Annotated in this window: 17 protein-coding genes; 5 read left to right on the plus strand and 12 right to left on the minus strand. The window is 69.8% G+C overall.

Going from position 1 to position 17,076, the window contains the following annotated elements; genetic code table 11:
* Positions 1 to 25 precede the first annotated feature (25 nt).
* Together POL67_RS40205 and POL67_RS40210 are read right to left on the minus strand one after the other, a co-directional pair.
* Positions 26 to 391, minus strand: a complete 366-nt coding sequence (locus tag POL67_RS40205) for an S-adenosylmethionine decarboxylase family protein (protein ID WP_271926164.1) — start codon at positions 389 to 391, stop codon at positions 26 to 28.
* A gap of 109 nt (positions 392 to 500) precedes the next feature.
* Positions 501 to 908 (minus strand): hypothetical protein, encoded by a 408-nt coding sequence (locus POL67_RS40210; protein ID WP_271926166.1) that lies wholly within the window; start codon positions 906 to 908, stop codon positions 501 to 503.
* A gap of 537 nt (positions 909 to 1,445) precedes the next feature.
* On the opposite strand from POL67_RS40210, the gene POL67_RS40215 reads away from it, so the two are divergent.
* Together POL67_RS40215 and POL67_RS40220 are read left to right on the plus strand one after the other, a co-directional pair.
* The gene (locus POL67_RS40215; RefSeq protein ID WP_271926167.1) at positions 1,446 to 2,213 is read left to right on the plus strand and encodes a glucose 1-dehydrogenase; all 768 of its coding nucleotides are present in this window, start codon (positions 1,446 to 1,448) and stop codon (positions 2,211 to 2,213) included.
* A gap of 10 nt (positions 2,214 to 2,223) precedes the next feature.
* A complete protein-coding gene (locus POL67_RS40220; RefSeq protein ID WP_271926168.1) occupies positions 2,224 to 2,685 on the plus strand; it encodes a PaaI family thioesterase in 462 nt (153 codons plus the stop codon).
* On the opposite strand, the gene POL67_RS40225 is transcribed toward POL67_RS40220, so the two are convergent.
* A complete protein-coding gene (locus POL67_RS40225) occupies positions 2,618 to 5,038 on the minus strand; it encodes a PAS domain-containing protein (RefSeq protein WP_271926171.1) in 2,421 nt (806 codons plus the stop codon). The genes POL67_RS40220 and POL67_RS40225 overlap by 68 nt on opposite strands.
* A gap of 263 nt (positions 5,039 to 5,301) precedes the next feature.
* On the opposite strand from POL67_RS40225, the gene POL67_RS40230 reads away from it, so the two are divergent.
* The gene (locus POL67_RS40230) at positions 5,302 to 5,610 is read left to right on the plus strand and encodes a MoaD/ThiS family protein (protein ID WP_271926173.1); all 309 of its coding nucleotides are present in this window, start codon (positions 5,302 to 5,304) and stop codon (positions 5,608 to 5,610) included.
* Between the two features lie 5 nt (positions 5,611 to 5,615).
* Positions 5,616 to 6,734, plus strand: a complete 1,119-nt coding sequence (locus POL67_RS40235; RefSeq protein WP_271926174.1) for a WD40/YVTN/BNR-like repeat-containing protein — start codon at positions 5,616 to 5,618, stop codon at positions 6,732 to 6,734.
* A gap of 160 nt (positions 6,735 to 6,894) precedes the next feature.
* Here POL67_RS40235 and POL67_RS40240 read toward each other — a convergent pair whose 3' ends face one another.
* On the minus strand, positions 6,895 to 7,395 hold the full coding sequence (locus POL67_RS40240; RefSeq protein WP_271926176.1) for a hypothetical protein: 501 nt from the start codon (positions 7,393 to 7,395) through the stop codon (positions 6,895 to 6,897).
* Positions 7,396 to 7,462: 67 nt separating this feature from the next.
* Entirely contained in the window at positions 7,463 to 10,414 is a 2,952-nt protein-coding gene (locus POL67_RS40245; protein ID WP_271926178.1) for a 2-oxoglutarate dehydrogenase E1 component, read from the minus strand.
* Between the two features lie 206 nt (positions 10,415 to 10,620).
* Between POL67_RS40245 and POL67_RS40250 the strand changes: the two genes are divergently transcribed.
* Complete coding sequence (locus POL67_RS40250; RefSeq protein ID WP_271926180.1) at positions 10,621 to 12,237, plus strand: glucose-6-phosphate isomerase; 1,617 nt, start codon at positions 10,621 to 10,623, stop codon at positions 12,235 to 12,237.
* Between the two features lie 137 nt (positions 12,238 to 12,374).
* Here POL67_RS40250 and POL67_RS40255 read toward each other — a convergent pair whose 3' ends face one another.
* The 7 genes from POL67_RS40255 to POL67_RS40285 all read right to left on the minus strand — a co-directional run bounded on the left by POL67_RS40255 (position 12,375) and on the right by POL67_RS40285 (position 17,055).
* Positions 12,375 to 13,148, minus strand: a complete 774-nt coding sequence (locus POL67_RS40255) for a hypothetical protein (RefSeq protein ID WP_271926182.1) — start codon at positions 13,146 to 13,148, stop codon at positions 12,375 to 12,377.
* Positions 13,149 to 13,180: 32 nt separating this feature from the next.
* Positions 13,181 to 13,852, minus strand: a complete 672-nt coding sequence (locus tag POL67_RS40260; RefSeq protein WP_271926184.1) for a hypothetical protein — start codon at positions 13,850 to 13,852, stop codon at positions 13,181 to 13,183.
* Positions 13,849 to 14,670, minus strand: a complete 822-nt coding sequence (locus tag POL67_RS40265) for a hypothetical protein (RefSeq protein ID WP_271926186.1) — start codon at positions 14,668 to 14,670, stop codon at positions 13,849 to 13,851. The genes POL67_RS40260 and POL67_RS40265 overlap by 4 nt, the downstream gene beginning before the upstream one ends.
* A gap of 75 nt (positions 14,671 to 14,745) precedes the next feature.
* Positions 14,746 to 15,984: a S41 family peptidase gene (locus tag POL67_RS40270; RefSeq protein ID WP_271926187.1), complete on the minus strand. Its 1,239-nt coding sequence runs from the start codon at positions 15,982 to 15,984 to the stop codon at positions 14,746 to 14,748.
* A 97-nt stretch (positions 15,985 to 16,081) separates the two neighbouring features.
* Positions 16,082 to 16,234 carry a hypothetical protein gene (locus POL67_RS40275; protein WP_271926189.1) on the minus strand — a complete coding sequence of 51 codons (153 nt, stop codon included), beginning with the start codon at positions 16,232 to 16,234 and terminating at the stop codon, positions 16,082 to 16,084.
* A 48-nt stretch (positions 16,235 to 16,282) separates the two neighbouring features.
* The gene (locus POL67_RS40280; protein ID WP_271926191.1) at positions 16,283 to 16,549 is read right to left on the minus strand and encodes a hypothetical protein; all 267 of its coding nucleotides are present in this window, start codon (positions 16,547 to 16,549) and stop codon (positions 16,283 to 16,285) included.
* Positions 16,546 to 17,055, minus strand: a complete 510-nt coding sequence (locus POL67_RS40285) for a hypothetical protein (protein ID WP_271926192.1) — start codon at positions 17,053 to 17,055, stop codon at positions 16,546 to 16,548. The genes POL67_RS40280 and POL67_RS40285 overlap by 4 nt, the downstream gene beginning before the upstream one ends.
* Positions 17,056 to 17,076 lie beyond the last annotated feature (21 nt).

The following is a 17,076-nucleotide window of genomic DNA, read 5'->3' on the forward strand; positions in this document are numbered from 1 at the left end:
GTATGGCGACCGCAAGGCCCGCGTGTCACCGGGCAACGCTGGAGATCACGCCACCGTCGAGCACACGCTCATCAAGCACGGCGAGTTTTCCCTCGGGGAACACGGCGCGGATCGCATCGAGCGCGCGCTCGACGCTCTGCTTCGTGCTGCACGAGGCGACGTCGATGAAGATCCTGCCCTCCTCGGGCCACGTGTGCAGCGCGATGTGGCTCTCGCCGACGACAGCACAAGCCGTGACGCCCTGCGGCGAGAACGGGACGACGAGCGTCCCGAGCCCAGTGAAGGGACCCGCCGCGACGGCAGCGTCGAGCGCGGCGCGGAGCGCGTCGGGGCTGTTCAGGGTGTCGCGGCGGCAATCCGTGAGGATCGCGAGCAGCACGAAGAGCTTCATCGGCTGCTCCGGCACATACCGCCGTCCGGGGCGTCTTGCCAGGCACGAATGAAACGAGGGGGCAGGCACCTGGCCCGCCCCCTCACACGCGTGGTCACGCGTGCTGGTTTTACCGGCGTCCCACGATCGTCACCGGGCGAGCGCGCCCGCCGCCGGCGTCGAAGCGTCCCGCGATGCCCGCGAAGACGTAGGCGTTGAGGCGCGGCGTGTCGACCATCTGCGTCGCGGCGCGGCCCTCGGGGTTGCGCCAGAGGTACATGCTGAGGTCGCCGCCGATCGTCGGCGCGAGCGCGACGCTCTCGCTCACGCGGATGTCGACGCCGATCTTGGCCTTCGCGAGCTGAAAGCCGTGGACGAACGTGTCGTTGTTCCGGCCGGTGGGCTGATCCCAGAGCATGCGATAGCCGGCGCCGACCGAGACCCACGGGTCGAGGCGCGAGTAGGGGCTCGCGTGGAAGACGCCGTCGATGCCCACCGTGGCGCCGCGGAGCTCCGCGCCACGCGCGAGGTTTTGCATGTTGTAACTACCGTTGATACCGACCGAGGAGTACGGATTCGCGCGGTAGTGGAGGCCGAGGCCCGCGCCGAGGCCGCGGCGCCGAGGCTCGTCGCTCGCTCGCCCCGGGTCGCGGGTACGGACGGGCCAAACGCCTGGTTGTACCCCGAATCGAGCTGGATCTCGAAAGCGTTGAGCGGAGCGCCGATCTGGCCGCGCCGCTCCATTTCGGCTTCGCGCATCACGGTTTGCGCCGAGGCCGTGCCGGCGCTCGCCGCGGCGAGCGCGAAGGTCGCGACCGCGATTCCCATCGTTCGTGTCATGGTTTCATTCCCCCTGGCTTCGGGCGCTGGAATCGAGCGCCGCCCGCGCGAGGGGTGGAGCAGCGTACGTGCCAGGCGGTGGACGAGCAGCATGTTCCCGTCGCAACGAGCAGGGCCGGCCGTGGATCACGAACGAGCAGGCTTCGAGTGCACACGCGCAGAGCCTGCTTGGGCGCCACGTAGCAAAAACCCGGCTTGGCAAAGCGTCGCGAATTCGAGAGGATGCCGCCGCAAAATGAAGAGCTGGATCAACGTCGAGGGCAAGGTCGCGATCGTGACCGGTGGCAGCCGAGGGATCGGCGAGTCGATCGCCAAGGCGCTCGGGCAGAGCGGGGCGAAGGTGGCGATCGCGTCGAGGAAAAAGGAAGGGCTCGACGGGGCGGTCGAGCGGCTGCGCAAGGAGGGCGTGACCGCTCTGGCGTTCACGTGCCACACGGGCAAGCCTGACGACGTGCAGCGGCTGTTCCAGCAGGTGGTGGCGGCGTTCGGGAAGGTGGACGTGCTCGTCAACAACGCCGCGACGAACCTTCATTTCGGCCCGTTCATGACCGTCGAAGACGCGGCGTTCGACAAGACGATCGAGGTCAACCTGAAGGGCTATTTCTACACGTCGCGTGAGCTCGTCCGGCACCTCGTCGATCGCAACGCGCCGGGGGCGATCGTGAACGTGGCGAGCGTGGCGGGCCTGATGGGGGCGCCGCTCCAGGGCATGTACGGGACGACGAAGGCCGCGGTGATGTCGATGACGCAGACGATGGCGGTCGAGCTCGGTTCGAGCGGGATCCGCGTCAACGCGATCGCGCCGGGCCTCGTGGATACGCGGTTCGCCGCGGCGCTCGTGCAGAACAAGGATATCGTCGATCGGGTCGTGGGGCGGACGCCGCTCGGGAGGTACGGGCAGCCGGACGAGATCGCCGGCGCGGCGCTCTACCTCGCCTCCGACGCGGCGTCGTTCCTGACGGGGCAGACGATCGTGGTGGATGGCGGCATGACCATCGCGTGAGGGAAGGAAGATGGATCAGCAAAGCTTGCAAGACCGCTACGCGCCGCAGAGCTGCTGCTTCGGCTGCGGGCCGGCGAACGAGAAGGGGCTGCGGATCAAGAGCCACGTGGAAGGGGACGAGGTCGTCGCCACGTGGGTGCCCGAGCCGTACCACCAGGCGTTCCCGGGCATGCTCAATGGCGGGATCATCGGCGCGCTCCTCGATTGCCATTCGAACTGGACGGCGGCGCATCACCTGATGGAGCGGGGCGGCCTCGACAAACCGCCCTGCACGGTGACGGCCGATTTCCACGTGAAGCTGAAGCGACCGACGCCGCTCGAGCGCGTGCTGCTCCGGGCGCGGGTCGCCGACGTGGCCGAGGATCGGTGCGTGATCGAGGCGACGCTGGAGGCCGGCGGGAAGATCACGGCGACGTGTCGCGGGACGTTCGTCGCGGTGAAAGAGGGGCATCCGGCGTACCACCGCTGGTAGGCCCGACCGGTCCGAGGATCCGGGAGAGTTCTTCGAAGAGCCGCTGCGGCTCGACGGGTTTGCCCACGTGGCCGTCGAAGCCCGCGCGCAAGGCGCGGTCGCGGTCGGCGTCACGGGTGAAGGCCGTCACGGCGACGACCGGGATCGACGGGGCGTGTGTCCCGCTGCGCACGGCGCGGACGAGGTGAAACCCGTCCTCGCCGGGCAAAGCAAGCTCGCTCAGCACCAAGGAGGGCCAGCCGGACGCGATCACGCACAGCGCCTCCGCTGCGCTCGACGCCATCCGCGTCTCGGCGCCCTCCTCCAGGAGCAGGCGCGAAAGGACCTCCCGCGCGCCTTGTTCGTCGTCGACCACGAGGACGTGGAGCCCTTCGAGGGAGCGGCCTTCGGCGCGCGGCTCGGGCGGCGCCGTGCCGTCCTCCGGCGCGAGCGGTAGCTCCACGCGCAGCGTCGCGCCGCGGCCGATCCCCTCGCTCTCGGCCCGCACCGAGCCGCCGTGCAGCCCCACGAGGTCCTTCACGATCGAGAGCCCGAGGCCGAGCCCGCCTTCCCGTCGCGCCGACGAGGCGTCCGCCTGCCGGAACCGATCGAAGACGTGCAGCAGCATGTCGGGCCGGATGCCGAGGCCATCGTCGCGCACGGTGAGCGTCACGCGGGGGCCCGCGCACGCGAGCGAGACCTCGGTGGTGCCGCCGGGGGCGCTGAACTTGATGGCGTTGCTCAGGAGGTTGCACACGATCTGCTGGAGGCGCGCCGGGTCGCCGAGCACGTTCACGGCCGTGAGGTCGTCCGTGCGCGCGAGCTTGATCTGCCGCTCGTTCGCCATCGGGCGCATGGTCTCGAGGGCGACGTCGACCGTGCGGGAGAGGTCGCAGAGGCTCCTGTCGAGCTTGAGCTTGCCGGCGCGGATGCGCTCCATGTCGAGCATGTCGCCCATCAGCCGGCCGAGCAGGGAAGCGTTGCGCTCGATCACGTCGATCGCCTTGCTCGTGCCATCTTCCGAGAGCGCGCCCCGGCGAAGGAGCTCGGCCCAGCCGACGATGGCGTGGAGCGGCGCGCGGAGCTCGTGCGAGACGATGGCGAGGAACTCGTCCTTGAGGCGGTTCGCCCGCTCGGCGTCGCGCCGCGCGGCCCGCTCGCTGTCGAGCAGGGCGTCGCGCTCTTCTTCGAGCCGCTTGCGCTCGGTCACGTCGATCAGCGCGCCATAGAGCGCCGCGGGTTTGCCCTCGCCGTCCCTGCGCACGTGCGCCATGAGCTCGATCCAGCGCACCTCCTGGCCGCCGCGCAGGATGCGGAACTGCGAGCGGCAGGGCGCCTCAGCCTCGAAGGCGCAGCGCGTCGCGCGGTTGACCTCCTGTCGATCGTCCGGGTGCACGCACGATAAAAGCAGCCTCCGCTGGAAGACCACGTCCGCCGGCAGGCCGAGCAGCGTGCGGGTGGTCGCCGAGCAAAATGCTTGGCGCTCCAACAAATCGAAGGAGAACGTCCCGACGCCGCCGGCCTCGGTCGCGAGCCGGAGGTGCGCCTCGCTGTCGCGCAGGGCTTGCTGCGCGGCCTTGAGGTCGTGCACGTCGGCCGCGGCGCCGAACCATTTCGTGATGGCGCCCTGGGCGTCGCGGATCGGCCGCGTGCTCGCGCAGAACCAGCGGTACGAGCCGTCCTTGCCCCGCATGCGGAGCTCCACGGCGAGGGGCTCGGCAGAAGCGCGCTCGGCCGTCATCGCCTCGGCCAGGTGGGCGTGGACGGCGGGGAGGTCGTCCGGGTGGATCCATTGCATCCAGGCGACGTCGTCGTCCGAGCCGGGGCGCATCCCCGCGTACTCGTGCATGCGCTGGTTCATGTACTCGCCGCGGCCGTCGGGCAGCGCCGTGAAGAGGATCTCGGGCACGGTGTCGGCCATGGCGCGGAAGCGCGCCTCGCTCTCGCCGAGGGCCTGCTCGGCGCGCTTGCGAGCGTCGATGCTGATGATGCAGCCGACGAGGCGGACGGGCGTGCCGCTCTCGTCGTGGACCAGCCGGGCGTGGTCCCACACCCAGACCCAGCGGCCGTCCCGGTGACGGACGCGGTACTCGGCGTCGACGACGGGCTGGTTGCGGTTGCGGATCGTGGTGCGGCCGGAGAAACAGGAAAGGTCGTCGGGGTGGATGCGGCCTCGCCACCAGGCGTCGGTGGCCGGGACCTCCTCGGGCCGGTAGCCGAGCATCTCGACCAGGCCCCCGGAGCGCCAGACGTGGTTCGTCAGGAAATCCCAGTCGTAGGCCGTGCCGCGGATGGCCTCGGTCGCCAGGCGAAAGCGCTCCTCGCTCTCGCGCAGGGCGTTCCCTTCCTCGCCGCCTTCGCCTTCTTCCCGCACGCGGCCCCCCCGTTCGGCCAGGAACAATCCGGACTCGTGTTTGCCTGGCTCTCGTCTCTCACGATCGCCGGCGTGGTCGTGCGGGGGATTTCCCATGCTGCGATGTTCCAACGGCTCAGCGTCAAAAAGCAATCACACGTAAGTAGTATCTCACGGGACGGATTTCATTCCGGAGACCACGGAGGTGGCTACCTCTGTACAGGCAAGTCAGAGAGTCCCTGATGGAGGGGAGGGAAATTCCTCCCAACGAGGAAAACCTGGCCTTGACAAACTCGCGCCTGGTCCGCGAGGCTTCTCGCCGCATGCCACGCGTCACGTTCACCCCGCATATCGCGAGGCACGTCCCCTGCCCGGCGCGCGACGTCGACGGGCGCACCGTCCGCGAGGCCCTCGACGTGTATTTCGCAGCCGAGCCGGCCGTGCGAGGGTACGTCCTCGACGAGCAGGGCGTCGTCCGCAAGCACGTGGTCATCTTCGTCGACGGTCAGCAGACGACAGATCGAACGAGCCTCGGAGACAGGGTGAGCGAGGGCTCGGTGATCTACGTGATGCAAGCGCTTTCCGGGGGTTAGAGGCCATGTCGAGCAGGTTGTTCGTGGCGACGCGCAAAGGGCTTTTCCGTCTCGATCGAAAGCCTTCGGGATGGACGAGCAGCGAGGTCTCGTTCCTCGGTGACAACGTTTCGATGGTGCTGCCGGATCCGCGCGATGGGACACTTTATGCAGCACTCGCGCTGGGGCATTTCGGGGTGAAGCTCCGGCGCTCGCGGGACGAGGGCGCGACGTGGGAGGAGATCACGGCGCCCGCCTATCCGCCGCTGCCCGAAGGAGCCGAGCCGGACAAGACGCCGGACGGGCGCGAATGGCCGCAGCGGGTGGAGCTCTTGTGGAGCCTGGAAGCCGGTCGCGAGCAGGAGCCGGGGCATCTCTGGTGCGGGACGATCCCGGGGGGCCTGTTCCGCTCGAAGGACCACGGGCAGTCATGGGATCTCGTGCAGTCGTTATGGGATCACCCGACCCGCAAGGGCTGGTTCGGCGGCGGCTACGATTGGCCAGGGATCCACTCGATCTGCGTGGATCGCGGCGGGGTGACGGTGGGGATCTCCTGCGGGGGCGTGTGGCGCTCGACGGACGACGGAGCGACGTGGGAGACGCGGACCGAGGGGATGTACGCCGAATACATGCCGCCCGAGCGTCGAGGCGATCCAGGCATCCAGGACCCGCACCGCCTCGTGGCCTGCGCCGCGCAACCCGATGCGCTCTGGACACAGCACCACAACGGGCTCTTCCGCTCGACGAACGGAGGAAAAACCTGGCGCGAGGTGACGTCGGTGAAGCCAAGCAAGTTCGGCTTCACGATGGCCGTGCACCCGCGGGATCCAGAGACGGCGTGGGTGGTGCCCGCGAAGAAGGACGAGCAGCGGGTCCCGGTCGACGGGAAGGTGGTGGTGGCGCGGACGCGCGACGGCGGGGCGAGCTTCACGGTGCTCGAACGAGGTTTGCCCCAAGGGAACGCGTTTGATTTGACGTACCGCCACGGCCTCGACGTCGACGGCACGGGGAACGTGCTGGCGTTCGGGACGACGACGGGGTCCTTGTGGCTCAGCGAGGACGGCGGGGATTCATGGCAGACGATCTCGAATCACCTGCCGCCGGTGTACGCGGTGCGGTTCGCCGAGGGCGCAGCGGACGCTTGAGCTAGAGCGCCGACCCGTTCGGCGTTCTGCGAGATCGCGAAGCGAGCTCGCCTCGGGGGGGTGAATCGACCGGGCTTTGCCCGGGCGAGAGGGGGACGCGAGGCGTCCCCCTCGGGACAAAAGACCTAGAACATCGAGCGGTTGCAAACCGATCGATGTTCTAGGGGACGTAGTTCCAGGCGCAGAAGCCGTTCTTGCAGACGAACCCCTCCGCGTTCGGGCAATCGCAGGTGGAGCCGACGGAGTCGTCGCATTGGAGCTCCTGGCTCGTCGTGAGCAGCTCGTAGAAGCGCGTGGTGTCCGCGTCGAGGCGGGCGACGAGGTTGCGCGTGCAGCCGCAGCTCGTGCCCTTGAGCTCCTGGCCACACTGGGCGTCGGCCGTGCAGCTCATGATCGCCGCCTGCTCCTTCGGGAGCTCCACCTCGATCTCGGCGCAGGTGAGGTCGGACGCGCTGCCGCCGCTCCCGCCGCCGCCGGTCGTGCCGGAGCTGCCACCGCCGTCGCTCCCGCCGGAGCTGCCGGCGCCGCCCGTGCCGTTGCCGGTGGTGCCGCCCGCGCCGGCATCACCGCCGGACGGAGAGCCTCCGCCGCTGACGTCGGACGCGCAGCCGAGGAGGGAGAGGAGCAGGAGCGTGGACAATCCGGTGAGGACGCGAAGCATGAAAAAACCTCCGTGCGCACGTGGTTGCGTGCACACGGAGGTTACCATGGCCCGATCGGCCGAGCGGTCAGGCGAACGCTTCGTCCATGAGCCGCTTCTGCTCCAGGTTGTGGCTCGCCTTCGACCCAGTCGCGGGGCTCGCGCTCGGCTGACGACCCACGACGGAGAGCGGGAAGCGTCCGCCGAGGAACTGGGGAAGCACCGCGTTGATGTAGTACCAGGCGCCGTAGTTGATCGGCTCCTCCTGGACCCACACGAGCTTCGTGCCTTCCTTGTAATTCGCGAGCACGTCGGTGAGCTCGCGGTTCAGCGGGAAGAGCTGCTCGAGCCGCACGATGGCCACGTCCTTGAGGCCGCGCTGCTCCCGCGTCACGGCGAGGTCGTAGTAGACCTTGCCCGAGCAGAGCAGGATCTTTTTCACCTCCGAAGGATCGACCACGTCGTCGCCGATCGCGCGCTGGAATCGGCCGTTCGCGAGGTCGTCGATCGTGGAGACGGGGCGCGGGCCCTTGGCCGTGGTGGCGACGCGGAGCAGGCTCTTCGGCGTGGCGATGATGAGCGGCTTGCGCCACGGGCGAAGGACCTGGCGGCGCAGCACGTGGAAGAGCTGGGCCGGCGTCGTCAGGTTGCAGACCTGGATGTTGTCCTCGGCGCTGTTCTGGAGGAAGCGCTCCATACGCGCGCTCGAGTGCTCCGGGCCCTGGCCCTCGTAGCCGTGCGGGAGGAAGAGGACGAGGCCCGAGAGCCTGTGCCACTTGTCCTCGCTCGACGTGATGAACTGGTCGACGATGACCTGCGCGCCGTTGAGGAAGTCGCCGAACTGCGCCTCCCAGATGACGAGCGCGTCGGGGTAGTCGAGCGCGTAGCCGAACTCGAAGCCGAGCACGCCCGCCTCGCTGAGGGGGCTGTTGTGGATGTCGAGGCGCGCGGGGCCCTCCGCGACACGCGAGAGCGGGGCGAAGCTCTCGCCCGTCTCGATGTCGACGACGACCGCGTGGCGATGGCTGAACGTCCCGCGGCGCACGTCCTGGCCCGAGATGCGCACGGGCGTCTTCTCGGAGAGGAGCGAGGCGTACGCGAGCATCTCGCCCGTGCCCCAGTCGAAGGGCTCGCCCTTCACGAGGCGGTCGTGGCGCGCCTTCAGGATGGGCATGACCTTCGGGTGCACCTTGAAGTCGCCCGGCAGCTCGAGGAGGCGGCGCGAGAGGTCGATGAGCTTGTCGGCGGGCACGCCCGTCGGCACCTCGGGCGTGGCCGCGTCGCGGCCGCCGCGGTAGCTCGACCACACGCCGGCCATCGCGTACGTGACCGGTGCGAAGCCCTTCTGCTTGACCTCTTGCAGCGCGACGTTGAGCGCCTCGCGGCGGCGGACGAGGATCTCCTCGGCCTTCTCTTCGCTCACCTGGCCCATCGCGACCAGGCGCTTCACGTACATCTGCCGGACGGTCGGCTTCTTGTCGATGACGGCGTACATCCGCGGCTGCGTGTAGCGCGGCTCGTCGCCCTCGTTGTGGCCGTAGCGGCGGTAGCAGTACATGTCGATCACGACATCCAGGCCGAAGCGCTGGCGCCACTCGCTCGCGAGCAGCGCGACTTGCGCGACAGCCTCCGGATCCTCGCCGTTCACGTGGAAGACGGGGACCTTCAGCATGCGCGTGATGTCGGACGCGTACCGCGTGGAGCGCGACTCGCTCGGGTTCGTCGTGAACCCGACCTGGTTGTTCACGATCACGTGAATCGTGCCACCGGTCCGGTAGCCCTCGAGGTTGCTCATGTTGAGCGTCTCGGGGACGATGCCCTGGCCGATGAACGCGGCGTCGCCGTGGATGAGCAAGGGCATGACCTTGCGCGCGGCGTCAGGGGAGCCGGCGCCGATGCGGTCCTGCTTGGCGCGGACGCGGCCCTCGACCACAGGGTTCACGAACTCGAGGTGGCTCGGGTTGAACGTGAGCGTGAGGTGGACCTTGTGGCCCGACTCCGTGATGCGGTCGTTCGAGTAGCCGAGGTGGTACTTCACGTCGCCCGCGCCGACGTACCGCTCGGGATCTTTGTCCTCGAAGTGCGCGAAGATCTCGCGCGGGCTCTTTTCGAGGATGTTCGAGAGCACGTTGAGGCGGCCGCGGTGCGCCATGCCGAAGACGATCTCGTCGACGCCCTCGGCGCCGGCGCGCTCGATGAGGAGGTCGAGCAGCGGGATCAGCGCCTCGCCGCCTTCGAGCGAGAAGCGCTTCGTGCCGGCCTCGTAGCTCCGGTGGATGAACTGCTCGAAGATCTCGGCGTCGGAGAGCTTCGTCAGGATGCGGAGCTGCTTGTCGCGGCTGAGCTCGAGGCGGTTCTTCGTCGCCTCCATGCGACGCTGGAGCCAAACGCGCTGGTCCGGATCCTCGATGTGCGTGAACTCGACGCCGATCGAGCGGCAGTACGTTTCCTCCAGGCGGTTCATGATCTCGCGGAGCGTGGAGATCGCGGGCAGCCCGGCGAGGTCGACCGTGGGGAAGGGCTGGTCGAGGTCCGCTTCGCTGAGGTCGAAGTTGTCGAGGTTGAGCTCGGGCGGCGCGGGCGGCGGCAAACCGAGCGGATCGATGTGCGCGAAGAGGTGGCCTCGCACGCGGTACGCGTTGACGAGCTGGTAGACGCGCGCGCGGGTCGCCGCGGTCGACATCATCTCCTGCTCGGAGGAGATGAAATCGAAGCCCGGCACGCGCGGCGGCGGGGGCGGCGGCGACGAACGGCGCTGCCGGCGCGCCGGCTCCTGCGTAAACAGGCTCGCCTGCGCGGGCGCGGCTCCACCGTTCGTGTAGCGCGGCGGCTCCGCGAGCGGCGCGGGGGACGTCACGGGCGACGCCGCCGGCGGAGCGACCTGCACGGGCGCTCGAACCACCGGGGCGGCTGTCTGGGACGGACCTCGTCGTCCCTCGAAGAAGGTCCTCCAGCTCGGGTCGACCTTCTCGGGATTCTCCAGGTATTGCGCGTAGAGCTCTTCGACGAACCCTGCGTTGATGCCGAAATCAAGCTGCATGGGTGGCATTGGGGCGGCAGGGAAATAACGCGGGATCGGTGTCGCCGCCAGCGCAGTTTTTTCGGAGCGCGTATAGCTGGAAACCAGAGAGACCACCCGTGGAGCGGGCGCCCAAGCCCCAGGGTGCGCTACATACGTACCCACGACGAAGTGGGGACGGCCGGGGACGAGCCCGGCCCGGTGCCACCGACGGGGATTGTACGACAATGAACGACGGGCTCGATCGGTTTCGCGCGCACCTGTTTCACGACGAGCGCCTCGGCTTCTGGCTGGACACGAGCCGGATCCGGTGGGCGGCGGACTTCCTCGACGGGCTCGAGCCGCGGCTCCAGGCGGCCTACGAGGCGATGGCAGCGCTCGAACGCGGCGCGGTCGCGAACCCCGACGAGGGGCGCATGGTGGGTCACTACTGGCTCCGGGCGCCCGAGCTCGCGCCGGATCCGTCGATCCGCGACGCGATCACCACGACGCTCGGACGCGTGCTCACGTTCGCAGAGGACGTGCACGCCGCGCGCATCCGCCCCGAGCGCGCGAGCCGCTTCCGCGACGTGTTGCTCATCGGCATCGGCGGCTCGGCACTCGGGCCCCAGCTCGTCTCCGCCGCGCTCACGTCGCCCGCGGATCGCATGCGCGTCTGGTTCTTCGACAACACCGATCCCGACGGATTCGATCGCACCCTCGACGCGATCGGCGACGCGCTCCCCGGGACGCTCGCGGTCGTCATCTCGAAGTCGGGCGGTACGAAGGAGACGCGCAACGGGATGCTCGAAGCCGAGGCAGCCTACGCGCGGCTCGGGCTCGACTTCGCGAAGCACGCGGTGGTGGTGACGGGCGAGGGCAGCGAGCTCGACAAGCACGCCGTGGCGCGCGGGTTTCTCGATCGGTTCCCGATGTGGGACTGGGTCGGCGGGCGGACGAGCGAGCTCAGCGCGGTGGGCCTCTTGCCGGCGGCGCTGCAAGGGCTCGACGTGGAGGACATGCTGCGCGGCGCGCGCGCGATGGACGAGGTGACGCGGTCGCGCGTGACGAAGCGGAATCCGGCGGCGCAGCTCGCAGCGGCGTGGCTGTCGGCGACGGGCGGCGCGGGCAAGAAGGACATGGTGCTCTTGCCGTACAAGGACCGGCTCGAGCTCTTCAGCCGGTACGCGCAGCAGCTCGTGATGGAGTCGCTCGGCAAGCGGCTCGATCGGCACGGGCGCGAGGTCTGGCAGGGGATCAGCGTCTACGGCAACAAGGGCTCGACGGATCAACACGCGTACGTGCAGCAGCTCCGCGACGGGGTCGACAACTTCTTCGTGACGTTCCTCGAAGTGTTGCTCGATCGCGCGCCGCAGCGAGGGGATCTCTCCGTGGAGCCGGACGTGACGTCGGGCGATTACCTCTCGGGGTTCTTGCAAGGCACGCGGCGCGCGCTCGACGAGCGAGGGCGCGCGTCGATCACGATCACGCTGGAGGCGCTCGACGCGACGTCGCTCGGCGCGCTCATCGCGCTCTACGAGCGGGCCGTGGGGATCTACGCGGAGCTCGTGGACATCAACGCGTACCACCAGCCGGGCGTGGAGGCGGGCAAGAAGGCGGCGCAGGCGGTGATCGATCTCGAACAGCGCGTGCTCGCCGCGCTCCGCGCGAAGGCGGGGACGTCGCTCTCGCTCGCGGAGATCGCGGCGGCGGCGGGCAGCGACGATCCGGAGACGGTGTTCTGGATCCTGCGGCATCTGTCGGCGAACCCGCGTCGCGGCGTGCTCCGCGTGCGGGGCCAAGGCGCCGCAGCCGAGGTGGGGTCGCCGCTCGACTGGTCGTGGATGGTCGCCGCCGCCCCGTGAGGCGGCGCGGCGCTCCGAGGGTGTTCCACAGGCGTCGCGAGCGGCTCGAGGCTAGGGAGACCGAGCGAGGCGTACTCTGTACGTCGAGCGAGGCCGACCGACGCATCGAGCCGCGCAGCAGCCTGGGGAACACCCTCTCAGAAGTGGAACCGCACGGCGGCTGAGCTACCGCCCACGAACAGCTCCGGCTTGCCCGGGAGCGCCTTCGCGCGCTCGAGGTACTTCTCGGGCACGAGGATGCCGGCGGCGAACATGGCGGCGCCGGTCATCTGCGTGAAGCCGTTGAGGAGCATGAAGAACGTGAAGACGTCGTCCTCGGTGCTGCGCGGGTTCGGGAATTCCGAATCACGCGCATTCTCGATGCCTAGCGAGATGAACGGGCCGAAGACGGGGACGAGCAGCGGGCCGAAGCTCTCGGCGTCGCGGTCGCCGTCGTCGAAGGCGTAGGCGGCGCCGACGAGCGCGGACAGGCCGTACGGTACGGCGAAGGTGACGAGCCCGGCGACGACGAGGCTCCGCGTCGCCCGCGTCTTGAGCTCGTAGCCCGGCAGAAGGATGTCGCCCTCTTCGTAGTCGATGCGGCGAGGCAAGACGGGCAGGCGCGGGTCGTCGATCGGGGCCCACATCGGAGGCTGTTGCGGGCTGTCCCAGGTCTCGTTGCTGAGCTTCGGCGTCCTCCGTTTGGGCTTGGGCGTCGGTTGCTCCTCGGTCGGCGCCGCGCCCTCCGTCGTCGGCGCCGGAGGAGGCGGAGGCAAGGGCGCGGCAGTCGTGGTCGACGGCGGCGTAGGCGGCGCGGCGGGGGCCGGCTGCGCGCTCGCGGGGAGCGTGGAGGCGAGGCCCAGCGAGAGCGCGGCGAGCGACGCGAGGCGGCGCGCGAGGCCCGGGATCGACGTGCGCTTGGAGTTGTTCATCGACGGAGCTCCTTTCATCGTCGATCCACGGCTCAGAAATGCCACCGGAGCGTCGCGGCCCGCGGGCCGACCATGACCTCGGGGCGCGGATCGAATGCGGTCGGGGTGCGCGAGACGAACGTCTCGTCGGAGAGCATGCCCGCCACGAAGAGCGCGGCGCCCGTGGCCTGCCCGAGGCCGTCGAGCATGAGCATGAAGATGCCGATGCTCTCGGCGTCGGAGGAGCCGATCGCAACGAAAGGACCGATGACCGGGATGAAGAGCGGCGTGTAGTAGCCGGAGGCCACGCCCTCGTTGCCGGCGAAGGAGCCCGCGAAGAGGACCGACATGCCGTAGAGCGGCGCGAACGTCGCGATGCCCGCGGTCGCCATCTTGTACCGCGGCCGCGTCTCGATGCCGTAGCCAAGCGGGATCGGATCCCCTTCCTTGTACGGCAAGCGCGAAGGCCCGAAGATCGGCGGCGGCGGATAGGAGCTGCGCGGCGGATACCCCGGCGGCGCCGCGCCCATCGGCGGCGGGTACCCCGGCGGCGCCGCGCCCATCGGCGGCGGAGGCTGCTGCGGCATCACGCCCGGCGGCGGCTGCTGCGGCGCCGCGGCGCCCGGCGGCGGAGGCGGAGGCGCGCCCTGCGCCAGGGAGATGCTTGCAGCTCCAAGGATTGTCAGCGCGGTGCCGAAAGAGCAGATCGTTCGTCGCGTCGTCACATCGTCCCCACGAGGCCCAGGCCCGCTCCGTGCGGGCCGAACCGGAGAGGCATCACGGTCATGGAGGTGTCGTTCTCGGTGGATCGGACGAGCCGCTTTTCCTGGGCGACGATGCCCGCGATGAGCATCGCGATGCCGCCCGATTGCGCGAGCCCGTCGACCGCGAGCCAGAAGGTCCCCGGGCCCTCGGTTTCGAGGGTGCCCATCGCGATGAAGGGCCCGAGGGCCGGGATGTAAAGCGGCCAGAGATCCGAGCTGCGCGAGAGGCTGTCGCCGATCGAGGCGATCATGGCGGAGAAGAACCAGGGCACGCCGAACGTCACGGCGCCGCCGACGACGAGGCCCTTGCGAATGCGGCTGTCGACGCGGTAGCCGGGCGGGATCGGATCCCCTTCCTCGTACGGGAGCGTCGCGGGGAGCGCGGATCCGGGCGGGCCGTATCCATAGCTGTTCGGCCCGTACCCAGGAGGCGGCTGCCCGTACCCCGGCGGCGCGTACCCCGGCGGCGGATACCCCTGCGGATATCCGGGCGGCGGCGCGTACCCCGGCGGCGGATACCCTTGCGGATAGCCCTGCGGGTACCCGGGCGGCGGCGCATATCCCGGCGGCGGCAGCGGCGCGACCTGCGGAGCTGCAGGCTCATAGCCCGGCGGAGGCGGAGGCGGCGGCGCCGACGTGTCCGGCGATGCGGACGGCGGCGGCGGAGGCGGCGGCGCTTGCGCGCTGGCGAGCTGCGAGGAGACACCTACCGCGACGAGAAGCGCCGCCGCGAACGCACGTGGAGCTCCCTTCGTCCTGTTCGCCTTCGCCTTGCGCATGCCGATGCCTCCCGCCCTCGCGCGTGGTGCTGCCCGCACGCGCAAAAACGGAGAATACGTGAGGCACCCAGGAGGTCAACGCGGCTTTTTCGTTCCCGCCTTTGCCGCCGCCCACGCGGAGGCGGGCGCGAACGAGGCCACGTGTCGCGCCTCGATGAGCGTGCCCGGCCCAGCGAGATCGAGATCGGGGACGAACCCACGTGTCTCGTCGAAGTCGCCGAGCGGATCCACGATGGCGCGCGTGCCGAGCGTGACCACGAGGCGCGAGCGCGGGAGCACGAACGACGCGACCTCGCCGACCGCCATGCTGCCACGCGTGCGCTCGCCCGCGACGAGCAGCCCCGGGATTTGTCGCGCCAGCGCGACGAACATCTCGCACGCCGAGGCGCAGCCGCGATCGACGAGCACCACGCCGCGACCCACGAGCGGCGCGGGCGCGGTGCCTTGCAGGATCTCGCCTTTGCGGACGATCTCGATACGTCCCTCCCCGCGCGCGGCGAGGTCCGCGGCGAGCCCTTCGAGCCGCGTGATGTGTTCGAGGAACATCCCGCGCGCGGCGGGCGGCACGTCACCCCGCGCGAGGCGCCTCTTCGCGGCGTTCACGCGTCCGAGCGCCGCCGTCACGGACTGGACCTCCCGCGTGCCGAGCGCGTGGATCGGCCCGTGCGCGAGCGCGCGCAGGAAGCGCTCGGCGAAGGTATAGTTTCCGCCGCGGTTGCCGCGCAGATCCACGACGAAAGCAGGCGCCACGCGGAGGCGCTCGGCGAGGCGCGGCAACGTCGCGAGCGCCTCCGCCGCGGCCGTCTCGAAGGTGCGCACCACGAGGACGGGGACCTCGCCTTCGACGAGCTCCACGGGTGGAGCTGCGATCACCGGCGGCGCGGGCGGAGCCGGCAATGCGTCGAGGCGAAGCGGCCGTTCGCCGCCGTAACCGAAGGCGAGGTGCCCATCGTCGGCGCGGAGCAGATCACGCAAGAGCGTCGCGAACTCGAACGGCGACCAGGTCGCGCGGCTCCGGATCACGCGGCGTGTTTCGTCGATACGCGCGCGCGGCGGCAGGGGCGCGTGGCCCTCGGGCGCAGCGTACGCGTCGGCGAAGACGTCGAGCGCGAAGTCGAGATCCGCTTCGGCGAGCGCGGCCGGGACCTCGCGCGGCTCGGCGTCGAAGTCGCTCGGGCTCGCGACGAGCGCGGCGAAGCTCGGCGAGGGGGTCGTGGAGGCGCGCGGATTTCGCTCGGGTGATCCCCAGGATCCGGCGCAGCCGGCGAGGGTCAGCCCGAGGGCGAGGAGGCCGCCGTGAAGCAAGGCGCGCATCGGCCGCGAGGGTGCAACGACGAGTGACCTCGTTGCAACGGCCTCGCGACGATGCGGTGGGGATGAATGCGGGAAGGAAGCGTATTTCTCGCGAAGACTACGCCTGCGCGGCGAGGGCCTTGTAGGCCTCGGCCCACTTCTTCCACTGCTTCAGGCGCGTACCGGGCTTGCGGTTGTTCACCTTGGCGCGGGACTCCTTGCGGGCGATCTTCTCGAGCAGGTGCTGGTGCTGGCGGCTGGGACGATGCATGCGCGCGATGCTGGTCCAAGCGCGCTTTCTTCGCAAGCCCGTCGAGCGTCAGCCGCCCTGGCTGCCCTTTTCGCCTTCGTCGGGTCCGAGGCGGCCGTACGTATGAATGGCGCCGATGAGGAGGAAGAGCGCCAGCAGCGTCAGGACCATGCCCAGGTCGATGAGGTTCGTATCGTTCGGGTCGCTCGGGCGCAGCCCCACGAGCCCGAGCCCGACGAGCAGCGCAGTGCTCGCCACGAGGAGCGCGCGCCGCGGCCCCGCAGCGCGCTCGGACTCGTTCTGCACCAGCGTGGAGATCTTGTCGCCGAGGCTCACTTGAACTTCTTGGTCTTGGCGTACGTGATGAAGTCGCGCACGTCACGCGTGAGCGTGCGCTCGGCGGTGATCGTCGTGAGCTCGTGGGACTCGCCGGCGAGGTCGTCGTAGCGGTAGTTCGCCTGGTAGAGCAGCACGATGCGGACCTCGCCTTCGGGGCCGACGCGCTCGAGCCGGAGTTTCTCGTCCGCTCCGTTCGGCGGCTTGATGGAGTCGCTGAGCTTGTCGAGATCCTCGTCGGAGATGTACGCGATCCCGTACTCGTGGCCGTCGATGCTCACGTCGACGCGTAACGCCTTGCCGCTACGCAGCTCGACGTCGCGGGCTGGCGCGGGCTGCACGCCTTCCTGGGCGACGGCGCGGCGGATGACCTCGAGCGCGCGGCGCTCATCGAGGGTCCTCGTGGGGTTCGGCGCGCGGACCGGCTCGGGTCCGCATCCGAGGGCGGCCGTACCGAGGGCGGCGGCCGCGACAATCGGCAAGAGGGTTCGCAAGACGGTAGCCATGAGCGCCATGAGAGTAGCCAA

The sequence above is a fragment of the Polyangium mundeleinium genome, assembly GCF_028369105.1.
GTDB lineage: Bacteria > Myxococcota_A > Polyangia > Polyangiales > Polyangiaceae > Polyangium > Polyangium mundeleinium.